The organism is Janthinobacterium sp. GL_088 (genome assembly GCF_057837845.1).
Genome location: NZ_CM174453.1, coordinates 505623 through 522134, shown reverse-complemented (window position 1 = coordinate 522134; position 16512 = coordinate 505623). Strand labels below are relative to the sequence as shown.

13 protein-coding genes are annotated in these 16512 nt (G+C 61.5%); 4 read left to right on the top strand and 9 right to left on the bottom strand.

Translation table 11 applies throughout. The features are described 5' to 3' along the window. The first annotated feature begins 110 nt into the window (after positions 1-110). From AC3IQ7_RS02260 to AC3IQ7_RS02245, 4 genes are all read left to right on the top strand, one after another. Positions 111-1478 (top strand): caspase family protein, encoded by a 1368-nt coding sequence (locus AC3IQ7_RS02260; RefSeq protein WP_099377808.1) that lies wholly within the window; start codon positions 111-113, stop codon positions 1476-1478. A gap of 85 nt (positions 1479-1563) precedes the next feature. Continuing rightward, entirely contained in the window at positions 1564-2385 is an 822-nt protein-coding gene (locus tag AC3IQ7_RS02255; RefSeq protein ID WP_099377807.1) for a hypothetical protein, read from the top strand. 31 nt (positions 2386-2416) lie between these two features. Continuing rightward, positions 2417-3148: a hypothetical protein gene (locus AC3IQ7_RS02250; protein WP_322426594.1), complete on the top strand. Its 732-nt coding sequence runs from the start codon at positions 2417-2419 to the stop codon at positions 3146-3148. A 46-nt stretch (positions 3149-3194) separates the two neighbouring features. Continuing rightward, complete coding sequence (locus tag AC3IQ7_RS02245) at positions 3195-4460, top strand: DUF6445 family protein (protein WP_489208250.1); 1266 nt, start codon at positions 3195-3197, stop codon at positions 4458-4460. A gap of 147 nt (positions 4461-4607) precedes the next feature. Here AC3IQ7_RS02245 and AC3IQ7_RS02240 read toward each other — a convergent pair whose 3' ends face one another. The 9 genes from AC3IQ7_RS02240 to AC3IQ7_RS02200 form a co-directional block, all read right to left on the bottom strand. Continuing rightward, on the bottom strand, positions 4608-5549 hold the full coding sequence (locus AC3IQ7_RS02240) for a LysR family transcriptional regulator (RefSeq protein WP_099377804.1): 942 nt from the start codon (positions 5547-5549) through the stop codon (positions 4608-4610). Positions 5550-5640: 91 nt separating this feature from the next. Then, entirely contained in the window at positions 5641-6615 is a 975-nt protein-coding gene (locus AC3IQ7_RS02235; protein WP_099377803.1) for a glycoside hydrolase family 43 protein, read from the bottom strand. A 5-nt stretch (positions 6616-6620) separates the two neighbouring features. After that, positions 6621-7595, bottom strand: coding sequence for a galactofuranose ABC transporter, permease protein YjfF (gene yjfF / locus AC3IQ7_RS02230; protein WP_489208249.1), 975 nt, complete (start codon positions 7593-7595; stop codon positions 6621-6623). Then, positions 7592-8674, bottom strand: a complete 1083-nt coding sequence (locus AC3IQ7_RS02225) for an ABC transporter permease (RefSeq protein WP_489208248.1) — start codon at positions 8672-8674, stop codon at positions 7592-7594. The genes yjfF and AC3IQ7_RS02225 overlap by 4 nt, the downstream gene beginning before the upstream one ends. After that, entirely contained in the window at positions 8671-10212 is a 1542-nt protein-coding gene (locus AC3IQ7_RS02220; protein ID WP_489208247.1) for a sugar ABC transporter ATP-binding protein, read from the bottom strand. Before AC3IQ7_RS02220 ends, AC3IQ7_RS02225 begins: the two co-directional genes overlap by 4 nt. 9 nt (positions 10213-10221) lie before the next feature. Then, positions 10222-11184: an ABC transporter substrate-binding protein gene (locus AC3IQ7_RS02215; RefSeq protein ID WP_099377799.1), complete on the bottom strand. Its 963-nt coding sequence runs from the start codon at positions 11182-11184 to the stop codon at positions 10222-10224. A gap of 166 nt (positions 11185-11350) precedes the next feature. Then, complete coding sequence (locus AC3IQ7_RS02210) at positions 11351-13708, bottom strand: beta-L-arabinofuranosidase domain-containing protein (protein WP_489208246.1); 2358 nt, start codon at positions 13706-13708, stop codon at positions 11351-11353. A 9-nt stretch (positions 13709-13717) separates the two neighbouring features. Beyond that, positions 13718-14743: an arabinan endo-1,5-alpha-L-arabinosidase gene (locus tag AC3IQ7_RS02205; protein WP_489208244.1), complete on the bottom strand. Its 1026-nt coding sequence runs from the start codon at positions 14741-14743 to the stop codon at positions 13718-13720. A 65-nt stretch (positions 14744-14808) separates the two neighbouring features. Continuing rightward, entirely contained in the window at positions 14809-16359 is a 1551-nt protein-coding gene (locus AC3IQ7_RS02200) for an alpha-N-arabinofuranosidase (protein ID WP_489208243.1), read from the bottom strand. Between the last annotated feature and the right edge of the window lie 153 nt (positions 16360-16512).

The window sequence follows — 16512 nt, the reverse complement described above, 5'->3', positions numbered from 1 at the left end:
CCAGACAAGAGAAACTTGTCAGTAAGGTAAAATGCATTTAGGCAATTTTCTCATATCAGAGTGAAAATCGCTAACTTTTGTTACTTTCACGACAATTCCACCGGACACCGATGCGCCGCATATTTCCCCTGTTATTGACCATCTTGTTCTTGCTGAGCAGCAACGCCACGCAAGCCGCCAGCGGCCCTGGCAAGCGCATCGCCCTGGTGATCGGCAACGCGGCCTATCCGCAACCGCTATTGAATCCCGTGAACGATGCACGCGCCATGGCCGAACGCCTGCGCCGCCTGGGCTTTGAAGTGCTGTTGCGCACGGACATCAATGCGCAACAGCTGCAAAAGGCGTCGGCCGAGTTTTCCACGCAGGCGCGCGGCGCCGATATCGCCCTCGTGTTTTACGCGGGCCACGGCGCGCAGGCGGGCGAAGCCAACTATGTGTTGCCGCTGGGCGCCAACATGAATGCCCTGAGCGCTGCCGCCATCGCCGCGCAGGGCGTGTCCGTTTCCAGCCTGGCGGGCGATTTGCAGCGCACGGGCGCGCGCGGCGCCGTGCTGATCCTTGACGCTTGCCGCCAGGAATATACGCGCGGCGGCGCCGTGGTGGTCCCTGGCGGCAATGCGGCCAGCCACGGCTTTGCCGACACGCAAGCGCCACGCGGCGTGGTGATCGCCTATTCGGCGGGACCGGGCGCCCTGGCGCGCGATTTCTGGTCGTCCGATTCGCGCAACAGTCCCTACACGAGCGCCCTGCTCGACGCGCTGGACGCGCCGGGCTTGCCGATGAGCGACGTGTTTTCGCAAGTGGCGGCCAGGGTTGCCGCCATGACGCACGACGTGCAAAAACCGCGCGTGTCGTTTGGCGAAACGTCGGCGCGCCTGGTACTGAACATGGGCAGCGGCAAGGGCGTCAGCCAGCCGGCGCCGGGCGTGCTGGCCGGCGCGCAAGGCCAGGGCGGCATGCGCGCGCCTGCCCCGGCGGTGGAGAAGCCGGCAGCATCCGGCGCCAAGGTGTGGCCAGGCAATGTGCTGCAAGACATCAACTATGAAATCCGCATGCAGATCGCGGCCCGCCCGTTTCCCCGCCAGCAACTGGAAAAGCGCGCGCGCGGCGGAGACCTGGTGGCGCTGACGGCCCTCGGCTATGGCATCGGCGGCGGCGATGCGGGCATCAAACAGCCGAAGGCAGGCATGCAGTGGCTGGAAAAGGCGGCCGCGAAAGATTTTCCGATTGCGCAGACCTATCTGGCCGAATTGCTGATGGTCAAGGGTGACCCGGCCTCTTTGAAACGCGCGGGCGTGCTGCTGGATGCCGCCTCGCAGGCGGGCTACACGGCCGCGCACGCGTATAAATTCGACCTGGCCCGGCGCACGGGCGCGCCGCCACAGGATGCGGCCCGGCATTTGCAGGATGCTTTCATGGGCTTGATGAAGGATTACCAGGGCGCCGCCAAGGACATGATGCAGCCGCCAAAAAAATAATTCAAAATAATTTTGGATTTCTCTGAACTGCCCCCGTTATCCGTGGGTACATGCAATACAGCATGACAGTGACCAGGGAAATCCCATGCAAGCATCCAGCCCAGCAACAACAACCACCGGCCAACGTGGCCGCATCCTCGCCTACCAGCCGAGCGGACAGGGTTCCGTCAGCGTGGCCGGCATTCAACATGCCTTCGACGTCACCACGCACTGGCGCTCGGACGTGGCGCCCGCCATCAACGCCGTCGTCGACGTGCGCTTCGATGACGCAGGCAGCCTCGCCACCGTCAGCGCCGTGGCAACGCAGCAACTGGCGCAGGAAGAAATGGCCGGCGCGGCGAAACTGGCGCGCGACAAGGGCCAGCAACTGTGGGGCCAGGCCGTGTCCGCCTTGGGCATCAAGGTGCTGGCCAGCCTGGGCGTCCTGCTCGCCGGCGCCTTTGTCTTCAACACCATCGGCATCCGTTTGTTCGCCTCCGTCTCGCGTACCTATTGGCAGTTGCTGGGCCTGTCCGCCGACAGCCTGGAAAGCTTTGCCCGCGATGGCGGCGGCGGTTTTACGTCGGCACAATTTTTCTTCCTGCTGGCCATCGGCGCCTGCTGCGCCACGATGGTTAGCAAGCACCCGAAAGCGGCGCTGGGCAAGTGCGCGCCCCTGCTGTTCATCGTCATCCACAGCAGCTTGCTGTTCATCAAGATCAAGGGCGCCGTCAGCGATGCGGGTAACGCCATGGGCGGCATCATGGGCACCCGCGCGGCCCGCATGGCCGAGCAGATGGCCAGCGAAATGCTGGGGCAAGTGTGGCAAGGCCTCTCGTTTGGCATCGGTTTTTACCTGGTGCTGGCGTCTGCCATCGTCCTGGCCGCTTACGGCGTCGGCGAATACAAACGTAAAACCATCGGCTAAGCCACCTCACACATTCACTCAAGGAAATATCATGAACCGTACCCTCCCAGCCCTGCTCGCCATCGCCGTCCTGCTGTCCGCCTGCGGCAAGACGGATAACGCCACACCAGCCGCCTCCGCCCCCGTCGCCGCGAATGTCGCCGACATGGCCGCCAAGGCGCAAGTGAAGGCGGCCGCCGCCAGCCTGCCGCAAGCGGACGCTTCCACGCCAACGTCCAGCTATGTCGACATCACCAGCGGCCACCAGTTGATGTACAGCTACCTCGCCCTGTCCGGCCTGCCGCCCGACTATGCGGCCGTGGCGCAGCGCATCTCGCGCGAATATGCGGGCAGCAACGACGCCTTCCGCAAGCAGGAAGTGCTCGACGCCCTGAAACCGCAGATCGACGCCAAGGTCAATGAGGCCAAGGCGAAGCGCTACCTGCGCTACCAGATCAATGGCCAGGGCGCGCTGTCGCCGTACGCGATGGACAAGGCCGCCTTCCCCGCCAAGTTCGCCGACGCGGGCACGTATTACTACATGTACGACAACGGCGACTACAAGCTGGCGTTCACGAATGGCGACGGTTATTCGCTGCTGAAAGTGGACCAGGAGGCGGCGCGCAAGATCGAGGCGGCGCGCAGCGGCTACAAGGACTTCGCCATCGTCGTGTATGCCTATGCCCAGGAAGCGGACATGGCCAGCAACCAGGTCAAGGCGCAGATCGTCAAGGTGGCGATCAAGCTGAACGGGGAAGAAATTCCCGTCAGCCAGGCACGGTAGAACGGGCTCGGTTACACTGTTCGCCACATTGCATCGGGATAGTGACATGGGCGAACAGACACTGGCGGAACAACATCTGGCAAACGGGCAAGGGCTGCAGCAGCAGGGCAAGCTGATCGAGGCGATCAACGCCTACCAGGCCGCGTATAAACTGAACCCGGCCCTGGCCGAAGCACAGCATTTCCAGGGCCTGGCGATGCTGGAACTGGGCCAGGGCGCCATCGGCCTGGGCTTGTTGAAACTGTCGCTCAAGCAGCAGCCCGACAATGCCCTGTTCCACTACAACCTCGGCAATGTGCTGCGCGGCACGGACAGCGAGGCGGCGCTGGCCAGCTACGCCACGGCGGCGCGGCTGGCGCCGCACGAACACGATTTCGCCATCAGCCATGCCGAATTGCTGCTGGGAAAACAGCGGCTGATGGAGACCATCGCCGAACTGGAACGGGCCCACGCCCTGCGTCCGCAGCGCTGGCAAACCCTGCAGGGACTGGCCGAGCTGTACTACCGCACGGGACAGCAGGAACTGGCCTTGCAACGCTACGCGCAAGGCCTGGCGCTGCATCCGGCGCTGACGCAAACGTGCCGCATCGGCTTCGCCAGTCCGCAAGCAGAACAGGTAGAAACTTTGACAGCGATCAACGTCGCGCCATCGCTGCACGATTTCCTGCGCGAAACGGACCTGCACATCCTCGACGATTTCCTGCCCGACCCGATCGCCTGGCGCGCGCAGGCGCTGGCGTTGCCGTTCGAGCAGCAGCGCTATGCGGGACAAAACTATCCGGGCAGCCAGACGGCAGGCCAGCCCAGTCAAGCCATCATGGAGCGCATCGCCACGGCGCTGGGCCGCCCCATCCGTTTCATCTCGCCCGACAACGGTTCGTATCGCCTCAGCTATGCGGACGCGATGGCGCGCACGGATATCCACGTGGACAATGAGACGGGCAACAATTTCAATTTCTATGCGGGCGTGCTGTATCTGAACCCGCCCGAGCAATGCCAGGGCGGCACCACGTTCTGGCGCCACCAGCCCAGCGGCTGGTACCGGAGGTTGCCCGAGGCAGACGTGAAAGCGGGCGGCTACGCCAGCTTCAAGGACTTCCAGAAACGCTGGCTGCCGAACAGTAAAGTGCAGAAATTCAACGACTTGCAGGAACAGCGCGACAGTTGGCAAGCCCTGCTGGAAGTGCCGATGCGCCACAACCGCCTGATCGTGTACAAGGGACATTACTTTCACTCGATCAGCAATGTATTTGGCGACACGCCGGAGAATGGCAGACTGGTGCAGCTGTTTTTCTTTGAAGTGCCCGAGTGAGCATACGGCGCAGGTGTTCGCAGTACAAATCGCCGAAGTTGATGACGGCGCCCAGGAAAATGTTCAGGGCTAGGCGCCGTGCCGCAGGCAGTACGAATGTACGACAAGGCACGGCAACAACGCCATGGACGTTTTATTGGGTGACCGTCAATACATGTCGGCAGCCGTCGCCCGTACAGCCTTGAGTAGCATGTCCGCGCCCGGCGACAGCAAATGATCCTGCTGGCGGATGATGCCGAACGCATCCATCTTGCACGGCAGTTCGATGGGCAAAATGCTCAGCACGTTCAGCGACTCATAGTAATGGGCCACTTCCGTCGGCATCACGTGCAGGGAATCCGTCTGCTGCAGCAGGGACGTGATCAGGAGCAAGGCTGTCGTGTCGACCACGTCGACGGGCGGTTCCAGGCTGGCGCGGCGGAACATCATGTCGAAGCGGTGGCGCAGGATGCTGCCTTGCGGCGGCAAGATCCACGGCTGGCCCGCCAAGTCTTTCAACTGCAGATTCTTGCGCGCCAGCAGCGGATGGCCATTGCGCGCCACGGCGCTGGCCGGCTCTTCCGTCAATTCCTCGTAGATGAGTCCCGCGCTGCTTTCCTTTTCCAGGATGCGCCCGATCATGAAGTCCAGGGTGCCGTGCTGCAGCATGTCCATCAAGGTATTGCTGTGCTCCAGGTGCACGCCGATGCGCATCAAGGGCGCCTGCTGCTTGATGCGGGCAATCGCGCGCGGCAGCAAGGCCATGGCTGGCGTCATGATGACCCCCACTTCCACCTGGCCCGTCAGGCCTGATTTGAGCGCGACGATGTCGTCATGCGCCAGCGACAGGCTCGTCAGGGCCATGCGCGCGTGGCGTATCATCGTCTCGCCGTAGATGGTCGGCTCCATGCCGCGTGGCAACCTGTCGAACAGGCGCACGTCCAGCATCTCTTCCAGGTCCTTGATTTGCTTGGACGCGGCCGGCTGCGTCATGTGCAATTCTTCCGCCGCGCGGTGGATGTTGCGCTGCTCGTCAAGGGCGATCAACAGCAGCAATTGCCGCGTCTTCAGGCGGGCTCGCAAGAACCAGTTGGGGTTGAGGGTATCCATGAATAAATCATATCATGATCGATATCGGATACTGATGGATATCGATATTGTTGATATCGGTGTGTCTCCTTTTTGTACTTGTTGAAATGGCTCAGGATGCCTTGCAGGCGGCGCTCGGGTTGGCGGCCGGGCCAGCCGTTTGATGGATGAATTCGATGGTGCCATCCGGCTTGTATTTCAGCTCTTCCACGGCCACGGAACGCCGGTATTCTCCACCGCCGGGCAACTTGTCATTGTGATAGAAGATGTAGGACTTGCCGTTGAATTCGATGATGGCCTGGTGGATAGTTTTCACGACGGCATTCTTGTCCATAATGGTGCCGCGGAAATGCCAGGGCCCCGTCGGTGTCGGCCCTGTCGAATACGCCGTCTCCTCGGGGAAATTGCGCGAGTACGACAAATAATACGTACCCGCATGCTTGTGCATGTAGGCAGCTTCCGTGAACGCATCCATGCCGAAAGTCAAAATCGGGCCGTCCAGCTCCGTCATATTGGCTTTCAGCTTGGCGTATTTCAAGACCGTGTTGCCCCAGTAAATATAGGCCTGGCCATCCGTATCGATGAAGACGGCCGGGTCGATGTCGTCCCAGGGAATCGCCGTCTGTTTCGTCATGTCGTTCGTGATCAGGGCGCTGCCGCGCGCATCGACGAACGGCCCCGTCGGGCTGTCGGACACGGCCACGCCGATGGCCTTGCCGGCGATGGTCTTGTGATCAACGGTGGAGTAAAAATAGTACTTGCCGTCGCGCTTGACGATGTCGCCGGCCCAGGCATCCTTGCCGGCCCACGCGAAGGTCGAGTAACGCACGGGCGAGCCGTGGTCCGTCCAGTTCGCCATGTCGCACGAAGAATACACGCGCCACTCGTGCATGCGGTAATCCGTATCCGTGGCGCTCGCTTCATCGTGGCCCACGTACAGATACACCCTGCCATTGTCGACCAGCGCGGCCGGATCACCCGTGTAGATGTTTTTCACGATGGGGTTGGCCGCCTGCGCGCCAAAGGTGACACAGGCGAGCGCCGCCGCCATGCCGATGGCTGCGGCAAGTGTGTGTTGCTTCAACATAAAGGTTAACTCCCGTTGGTATTTTTCTGGCCCATGGCCATCAGTCTTTGCACGACGCAAAAGACGAACAGCAGGCCGCCGATGACGATCTTGGTCCACCACGAGCTGAGCGTGCCGTCAAAGGCGATCAGGGTCTGGATGGTGCCCAGCACCAGCACGCCCGACAGCGCGCCCGCCACATAGCCGTAGCCGCCGCTGAGCAGTGTCCCGCCGATGACGACAGCGGCAATCGCGTCCAGTTCCGTGCCTTGCGCATGCAAGCCATAGCCGGACAGCATGTAAAACGAAAACAGCACGCCACCCAGGGACGCACAAAATCCGCTGAAGGCGTAAATGAACACCTTGGTGCGGCCCACAGGCAAGCCCATCATCAGGGCCGACTGTTCATTGCCGCCGATCGCATACACGGCGCGGCCAAACGGCGTGGCGTGCGCCAGCCAGATGGCCAGCAGCAAGGTCGCTACGGCAATCACCACGCCCGGCGAGACGAAGCCACCCAGAAAGCTCAACTGAGTCTGCGACATGGCCACGAACAGCGGGTCATCGATGGTGATGGAATTGATGCTGATCAGATAGCACAGTCCCCGCGCCAGAAACATGCCGGCCAGGGTAACGATGAACGGCTGCAATTTGAAATAATGGATCAGCGCCCCCATGCTGGCGCCAAAGACGGTACCCAGCGCCAGCACGGTGACGATCACCAGCAGCGGCGGCCAGTGCGCCACGTTGAGCAGCCAGGCTGCGATCATGGTCGACAGGGCCAGCACGGAACCGACGGACAGATCGATGCCGCCGGACACGATGACGAAGGTCATGCCGACGGCGATCACCAGCAAAAAGGCGTTATCGATCAACAGGTTAAAGATCACTTGCGTCGACAGCAGGCCCGGATAGGCGGCGCCACCGAGGCCCAGCATCACCACCAGCAGCAAGACCGTGACGAGCGAGGTGAAATACGGGGTGTGCAGCAAGCCCTTCATGCTTTTCTCCGATGCAGCAATTGCTTGAATTCCGACGATTGCGACAGGCAGACGAGGAAGACGACGACGGACTTGACGACCATGTTAACTTCCGGCGGCACTCCCAGCGAATAAATCGTGTAGGTCAGGGTCTGGATGATGAGGGCGCCGATCATGCTGCCCACGAGGCTGAACTTGCCACCGGCCAGGGACGTGCCGCCCAGGGTCACTGCCAGGATGGCGTCGAGTTCCAGCATCAGGCCCGCGTTGTTCGCGTCGGCGCTCTTGATGTTCGAGCTGATCATCAACCCGGACAGGCCCGCGCAGGCGGCACAAAAGACGTAGACGAAAAAGATCAGGGTGGCCGTCTTGATGCCGGCCAGGCGCGCGGCGACGGGATTGATGCCGACGGCCTGGATGAACAGGCCCAAGGCGGTTTTCCGCATCAGCACGGCCGTGATGAGAAACACGGCAGCGACGAGAAACAGGGAGAACGGCAAGCCGAACAGGTAACCGCTGCCGATGAAAAAGTACGGCTGATAATAGACGGTGCCGATCTGCCCATCCGTCAGCAATTGCGCCAGGCCGCGCCCCGCCACCATCAAGATCAGGGTGGCGACGATGGGCTGCAAGCCGAGACCCGCCACCAGCACGCCATTCCAGGCGCCGCACAGCAGGGCCGCGCCCAGGGCCGCCGCCAGCGCCCAGCCCATGGGAATGTTGCTCACATAGGTGGGCACGCCATTCTCCATCACCATGGTGCCGCCGATCAGCATGGCAGCCACGGTGCCGGACAGGGCCACGACGGCACCCACGGAAATATCGATGCCGCGCGTGGCGATCACCAGGGTCATGCCCAGCGCCGCCAGCATCAAGGGCGCCGCGCGGTTGACGATGTCGATCACGCTGCCGTACAAATGGCCGTCGCGAATTTCCAGGTGAAAAAAGCCGGGGATGGCAAAGAAATCGACCAGCAACAGCAGCAACAGCGCGGCCAGGGGCCGGCTCAGGGGGTGATGCAAGACATTCTGCAACATGGAAGCATTCGTAAGGGAAGCCGCACGCGCCAGTGGCGCGCTGGAGGGCGTGGATAAACTCATGTGGCGTCTCCGGCAATCACTTGCAGCACGGAGCTGTCGTCCAGCTCGCCGCGCGCATAGTCGCCGCAGGCCTTGCGGTCGCGCATGACCAGAATACGGTCGCTGCAGCGCAGCACTTCCGGCAATTCGGACGAGATGAACAGGATGGCCATGCCCTTGCGGCAGAGTTTGCCCACATAGCTCATGATTTCCTGCTTGGCGCGCACGTCGATGCCGCGCGTCGGTTCATCGAGAATCAGCATGGCCGGCGAGGTCACCAGCCAGCGCGCCAGCAAGGCCTTTTGTTGATTGCCGCCCGACAGGCTGCCGATCGGCGTTTCGATGTTGGCCGTCTTGATGCCGAGCGCTTTCACATATTCATCGGCCAGCGCCTGCTGGCGTTTGAACGGAATGGCGCGCAGCAAGCCCGTGCGGGCCTGCAAGGCCAATATGATGTTTTCGCGCACGGACAGCGACAAAATCGCGCCCTCGTGCTTGCGGTCTTCCGAGCAAAAGCCGATATCCCGGGCAATCGCATCGCGCGGCACGTTGAACTGGCGTGCCTTGCCTTGCATGGTGATGGAACCGGAGTCAGCCTTGTCGGCGCCGAACAGCAAACGCGCCAGTTCCGTGCGGCCCGAGCCGAGCAAGCCGGCCAGGCCCAGCAGTTCACCCTGTCGGATGTGGAAATCCATGGGCAGCAAGGCGCCCTTGCGGCCCAGTCCCTGCGCTTCGAGCACAGTCGGGCCAAAGCTGGCGGCGCCCGCGTCTTGCGCCAGATCAAGCTCTTGCGCCTGCGTGTCGGCCGCCACGCCGATCATCTTGTTCACCAGCGCCAGGCGCGACAGCTCGCTGCACGCATACTCTCCCTCGCGCTCGCCATTGCGCATGACGGTGATGCGGTCGGAAATGGCGTAGGTCTGGTCGAGGAAGTGGGTCACAAACAGAATCGCCATGCCCTGCTCGCGCAGGCGGCGCAGCACGGAAAACAGCAGATTGACTTCCGCCTCGTCCAGGCTGGACGTGGGTTCATCGAGGATCAGCACGCGGGCCGAAATGTTCAGCGCGCGCGAAATGGCCACCATCTGCTGGATGGCCAGCGGAAAGCTGGACAATTGCGCCGTGACATCGATATCGATCTGCAATTGCTGCAGCAAGGCACGCGCCTGCTGCTGCATGGAACGCCAATCGATCGCCCCGAAGCGGCGCGGGTAGCGGCCGATAAAGATGTTTTCCGCCACTGACAGGTTCGGGCACAGATTGACTTCCTGGTACACGGTGCTGATGCCGAGCAACTGCGCGTCCGAGGTGGATGCGGGGGCGATGGCCTTGCCGTCGAGCAGAATCTGGCCGCTGTCGGGCGTGTAGACGCCCGTCAGCACCTTGATCAGGGTCGATTTCCCGGCGCCGTTTTGCCCCATCAGGGTGTGCACTTCACCCGGATACAGGCGCAGGGCAACGTCGCTGAGGGCTTTGACGCCGGGAAAAGACTTGCTGATGCCGCGCAACTCCAGCAAGGGAGCTGGCGCGGCGTTGTGTTGCGCTTGCGTATTCATCATGCGGCAAGCTTAGTACTTACGGTTCGGGAATTCCTTGGCTGCCACCTCGGCAGGGAACACGCCTTCCACCGTCGTGATGCGCGCCGGCACGGGTTTGCCGGCCACCACATCGCGGGCGATGGACATCAGTTGCGGGCCCAGTAGCGGGCTGCATTCCACGGTGACATTCAGCTTGCCGGCGATCATGGCCTCGAATGCGCCTTTCACGCCATCGATCGAGATGATGATGATGTCCTTGCCCGGTTTCATGCCCGCTTCTTCGATGGCCTGGATGGCGCCGATGGCCATGTCGTCATTGTGCGCATACAGCACGTTGATCTTCTTGCCCTCGGCCTTCAGGAACGCTTCCATCACTTCCTTGCCCTTGGCGCGCGTAAAGTCGCCCGTTTGCGAACGGATGATCTTCATCTTCGGATTCTTGCCGATGACTTCCAGGAAACCGGCCTTGCGGTCGATGGCCGGTGCGGAGCCGACCGTGCCTTGCAGCTCGACGATGTTCAGGGTGGCGTCCGGGGTTTTCTTGGCGTGCTCGAGCAGCCATTGGCCGGCGCGGCGGCCCTCTTCCACGAAGTCGGAACCGATGAAGGTCACGTACAGCGATTTATCGGCCACATTGACGGCGCGGTCCGTCAAGATGACGGGAATCTTGGCAGCCTTGGCTTCACGCAAGACGGTATCCCAGCCCGATTCAACGACGGGCGAGAAGGCGATCACGTCGACTTTTTGCGCGATGAACGAACGCAGCGCCTTGACCTGGTTTTCCTGCTTTTGCTGCGCATCGGCAAATTTCAGGGTGACGCCGTCTTTCTTGGCCGCATCCTTGATGGAGACGGTATTGGCGGTGCGCCATTCGCTCTCGGCGCCTACCTGCGAAAAGCCCATGACGAGGGGCTTGGCGGCGAAAGCGGAAGAAGTAGCGGACAGTGCGAGCAGCATGGCGCTGGCGAGGAGTGTGCGGCGTGTCAATTTCATTCTTGTCTCCAGTTTTTTTTGGAATACCATCACAGCCGGATGCCGGATGGGCGGTTTTTTATGAACCCATGGTAGGAGAAAGCAACATAGCCATCCAATCAATTCTTTTTCGCTTGCGATACCGATTTCCGTATCACTGGATGGCGTCCTTGCCCGTTCCTGCGACTCAGCGCAGCAAGCGCAGCCCGTACAGGCCGCCCGCCACGGAATCCTTGCCGGCGACAAATTTCACGACCAGCTTGCCGTTCTCCGTCGCCACCAGCGCCTTGGGAATGGCGATATCGAGCGTATGCAATTCCTGCGGCGCATCGACCGTCACGGCAACCGTCTGCAGCTTCGTGCCGTTCACCAGCACGTCGAAGGTCCTGCCCGCATCGAGGGTAGAGAGGGTCAGGCGCAATATCCTCGCCTCGGCTTGCGGGTCGCTCAATTCATAGCTGAACCAGCCCGTCGCATGGCGCCAGTGCCGCCCCTTGTTGACGCCGTTTTCTCCGCCTTCGGCCTGGAAGAAATGGTCGGACTCGGGCTGCTGTTGTCCCGGCGCCACCTGGTCGATGGTTTGCGCGTCGAGCGCCAGGCGCTCGGATTCCGCCTGGCGCGTGGATTCCTGCAGCTGCGCCAGCCTGGCGGGCGTGGACACGGGCCAGTACAGCATGTAGCGCGAGTCATGCAGGCGGAAGAACGGGATCAGTTTGATCGTCGCCGCATCCTTGCCCTGGATCAAGCCGGGCGCCGTGAATGTCAGCGGCTGGCCTTTTACGGGTTTGATCTTGTGCATGAACTCTTTTGTGTCGCTGACGAACAGCGGCGACGATTCCAGCGGACACACTTGCCCGTGGGCGATATGGCCCATGCGCGAGTCGTCCGCAAAATAGTTCAGTTGTTCATTCGCAAACGGCTGCGTCCTGGCGGCCAGCACGATGGGGCCGTGCAGCACGGCGTAGTAATTCGACTGGTCCGGCATCTGTTCCAGGCGCGTCGTCATCGGCAGCACCACGTCGACCGTGTCGCCCGCTTTCCAGGCGCGCGTGATCGTCACATACTCGCCCGGCGCGCCGTTCACCCGCAGGGACTTGCCATTGAGTTTGACGCGCAACTTGCCCTTGGCTACCCACTGCGGGTAGCGTATCTTCATGCTGAAGGTTTTATTTCCCAGCACCTTGATGCGCGTCGTGTCCTGGTCGGGAAACTGGGTCGATTGCACGATCCTGACGCCCTGCTGTGCCCAGTCCAGGGTGGACGCCATGAACAGGTTCACGTACAGGGCGTCGCCGTCATGCGCGTAGATGAACTCGCCATATTTGGCCTGGCTTTCGATGCCGGAACCCACGCAGCACCACATGCCCTTGTCCACTTGCGAATACACGCGGTAGTGGTTCGGGCGCATGGGCGTGAAATACACGAAGCCACCCGTGCCCGGGCGCTGCGACGACAGGATATGGTTGTACAGGGCGCGCTCGTAGTAATCCGTGTATTTGACCTGCTCATCGCGGCGAAATAGCTGCTGCGTGAGCTTGAGCATATTGTAGGTGTTGCACGTCTCCGGCCCTTCGACCTCTTCCACCATCGAAGAAAAATCGTGCTCGTCATGAAAATGTTCCTTGACGCTATTGCCGCCGATGGCCACCGTGCGCTTGTCGTGCACAGTTTGCCAAAAGAATTGCGCCGCCTGCTGCCAGTCGCGCCGGCCCGTCAGCGCGCCGATGCGCTCGAAACCGATCACTTTCGGGATTTGCGTATTCGCATGCAAGCCCGTCAGCTTGTCTTGCCGGGCCACCAAAGGTTGCAAGACCGCCTGGTGCGAAAAACGCACGGCCAGGTCCAGGTAGCGCTGGTCGCCCGTCATCGTGTAGACGTCGGCCAGCACTTCGTTCATGCCGCCGTGCTCGGCGCGCAGCATGGCTTGCATCTGCTCATCGCTCAAGGACCCCGACAGTTTCACGGCCCAGTCCGACAAGGCGATCAGCATGCTCCTGGCTTCGGCATTGCCGGCATACTGATACGCGTCGCGCAAGCCCGCAAATACCTTGTGCAGGTTGTACCACGGCACCCATTTACCATTGACGGAGAAGGTATCCGCCTGCAACTCTCCCTTGGCGATGGCTTGCCAGGCGGCATTGCCATCGGGAATGCCGCCCAGATAACCATTGCCATTGGCGTCCTGGCATTTCTTCAGTTCTGCCACCACATAGTTCAGGCGTTCGCGCGCCTGCGCATCGCCCGTGGACGCCACCATCAGCGCCAGCGCGGACAGGTAATGCCCGCCCAAATGCCCATCGAGACCCGTCGACTCCCAGTTGCCATAGCTGGGCTGGATTGGCAGCAAGCCCGCCTCGCGGCGAAACGGCGCCAGCAATTTGTCCGGCTCGAAAGCCAGCAAATAGTGCAAATCCGTCATCTGTGCGTCGAGAAACGGCCCCGCGTTCAAGCGCACGGATGCGAGGGGAAACAGTTCGGCTGCCTGCAGGACAGGCGTGGCAAGGCCGCTGGCGGCCAGCGCCAGCATCAACACGGTCTTGTGCATGGTGCGCCCTTAGGGTTGGGCAGCCGGCAATTGGCGGCTCTGGTAGCGGTTCAAGTCGCGCGCATCGACCCGCGGCCAGCCATCCTTGTCCCACGTCATGGGCAGGATCTTGAGCTTCTGCAAATAATTGTCCGCCGTCTCATACGCGTGCAGCACCAGGTAATCCTTGCCGTCAAACGTGTAGGCGCTGTTGTGGCCCAGGCCCTTCCAATCCTTGTCGCCCTGCAGCAGCACCGTGCCGCCGCCCTGCGCCATGTCGCGGCCATCCTTGTCCAGGTACGGTCCCGTCACGCTCCTGGAGCGACCCACGGCCAGGTGATAGGTGCTTTTTTCCTTCTGGCAGCACAAGCCCCAGGACACAAAGAGGAAGTAATCGTTGCCGTGCTGGAAGATGAACGGCGCCTCAATTTCCTCGGGCGCTGGCTTGAATTCGCCTGCCCTTGGCGGCAGGGGCACGCGGCGTGCGAGGGAATGCCACTCTTGCGGTTCCGCAATGCGGGTCCAGTCTTTGTTGAGTTTCACCAGCTTGATGCCATTCCAGAACGAGCCGAACGACATCCACGGCGTGCCCTTCGCGTCGGTGATGATGTTCGAGTCGATGGCGTTCCACTCGTCGCGCTCGGGCACGGACTGCAGCAGCATGCCCTGGTCGACCCAGCGGTAGTCGGGTGAGCGGGGATTCAAGGTCGTGTTGACGGTCACGCCGATGCCGGACGTGTTCTTGCCGAAGCCGGATACCGAGTAGTACAGATAATATTTACCGTCGTGAAATTGCACGTCGGGCGCCCAGATATGGTCGTCAAAGCTGGGAGCAGCTGTTTTTGCCCACGTAGGCTGGCCCGCGAAGATGCGCCCTTCCGGCTGCCAGTCGACCATGTTTTTCGAACTGTAAAAGGTGATGCCGGGACCCGTGCTGTACAGATAATACGTGTCGCCTTCCTTGGCCATCACGGGGTCGTGCACGCTGACCTGGCTCGCCTGGACGGGGCTGAAGGCAAGCATGGCCGCCAAGGCCATCGTTATCGAAAATCGCATCGTGTTCTCCACATGACCAGCCGGCCCGTCATGCGGGCCGGCTGGATATATCAAAATCGGCAGGTTTATTCGACCGCCACCACCACCACGGCCTTGGCGGGCACGGACACGGTCAGCTTGCCGCCTTGCGCTTTGGCATTAAACGCCACCGGCTGCACGGCTTGCGGTTGCGCAAAGCTGTTGACGGCATCCATCTTGCCAGCGGTCAGCACGCGGCCCGTCACGCTGGCCACTTGCTTGCCCGCCAGTGCCACGCTCACGTCGATGGCCTTGTGCGGGTTCGTGTTGACCAGCGACAAGTACACCTTGCCATCCTTGGCGCGCGCGGCCGAGGCGCTCACTTCCGGAATGCTGACCTTGCCCAGGCTGTATTTGCCATTGCCACTGATGGCGACCGGCAGCGAGGTGGCATCCTGGAACGGCACGTACATTTCAAACGCGTGATACGTAGGCGTGAGGAAATATTTGTCCTTGTCCGTAATGATCATCGCCTGCAGCACGTTGACCATTTGCGCGATATTCGTCATGCGCACACGGTCCGCGTGGGCGTGGAAAATATTGAAGTTCAGGGCGGCGACGAGCGCATCGCGCAAGCTGTTTTGCTGGAACAGGAAACCCGTGTTGGTGCCCGGCTCGACGTCGTACCAGGTGCCCCATTCATCGACGTACAAGCCCGTCTTTTTCGAGGGATCGTTCTTGTCGATGGCGGCGATATTGTTCTTGATCAAACTATCGATGCGCAGGGTGCGGCTCAGGGTGGAAATCCACTCATTTTCGCCAAAGCCTGTGGCGGCGCCCTTCTTTTCCCAGACGCCGGTCGGTACCGTGTAGTAGTGGAAACTGATGGCGTCCATCATGTTCGGCTTGATTTCGCGGCTCAGGGTGCTGGACCAGCTGATGTCGTCGTCATTGCCGCCGCTGGCGATGAATTTCGGGCGCGCGCTTTCCGGCGTCTTCATGAAGGTGTGATAGTGCTTGTACAGGTCGGCGTAATACTGCGGGCGCATATTGCCGCCGCAACCCCAGGCTTCATTGCCGATGCCAAAGTAATCGACTTTATACGGCTGGGCGCGGCCATTCTTGCGGCGCAGCTCGGCCAGGGTCGATTTGCTGTCCGAGGTCATGTATTCGAGCCATTCGGACATTTCCTGCGGCGTGCCGGACCCGAGGTTGCCGTTGATATAGGTTTGCGCGCCCAGCAGCTCGGCCAGGTCGAAGAATTCGTGCGTGCCGACGGCGTTCGATTCTTCCACGCCGCCCCAGTTGGTGTTGACCTTGGTCGGACGCTGGGCGCGCGCGCCGATGCCATCCTTCCAGTGGTATTCATCGGCAAAACAGCCGCCCGGCCAGCGGACCAAGGGCACGTGCAACTGTTTCAGCGCGCCCAGCACGTCATTGCGCCAGCCTTTGGTGTTCGGAATGCTGGACTCCGGCCCCACCCACATGCCTTCATAGATACCGGTGCCCAGGTGTTCGGCGAACTGGCCGTACACGTTCTTGTTGATCACGGAACCGGGCTTGGCCACGTCGATGGTGACGTTGACGGGCGCGGCAAAGGCGCTGCCGGCGACCATGGCCAGGCTGAAGGCCACGATGCTGGTATGGATGAATTTCATGCTGTCTCCTGTTTTTGAGTGAAAAGCAAGGGCCGGGATCAACCCGGCAATGGAATGGCGATGCCTCTCCTGCCGCGGGGTTGGGGCGGCAAGAGGGTATTTCTAGATCGGAGGTGCCGGTCAGTCCCGGCGCGGATTGAACGATGCGCTAAG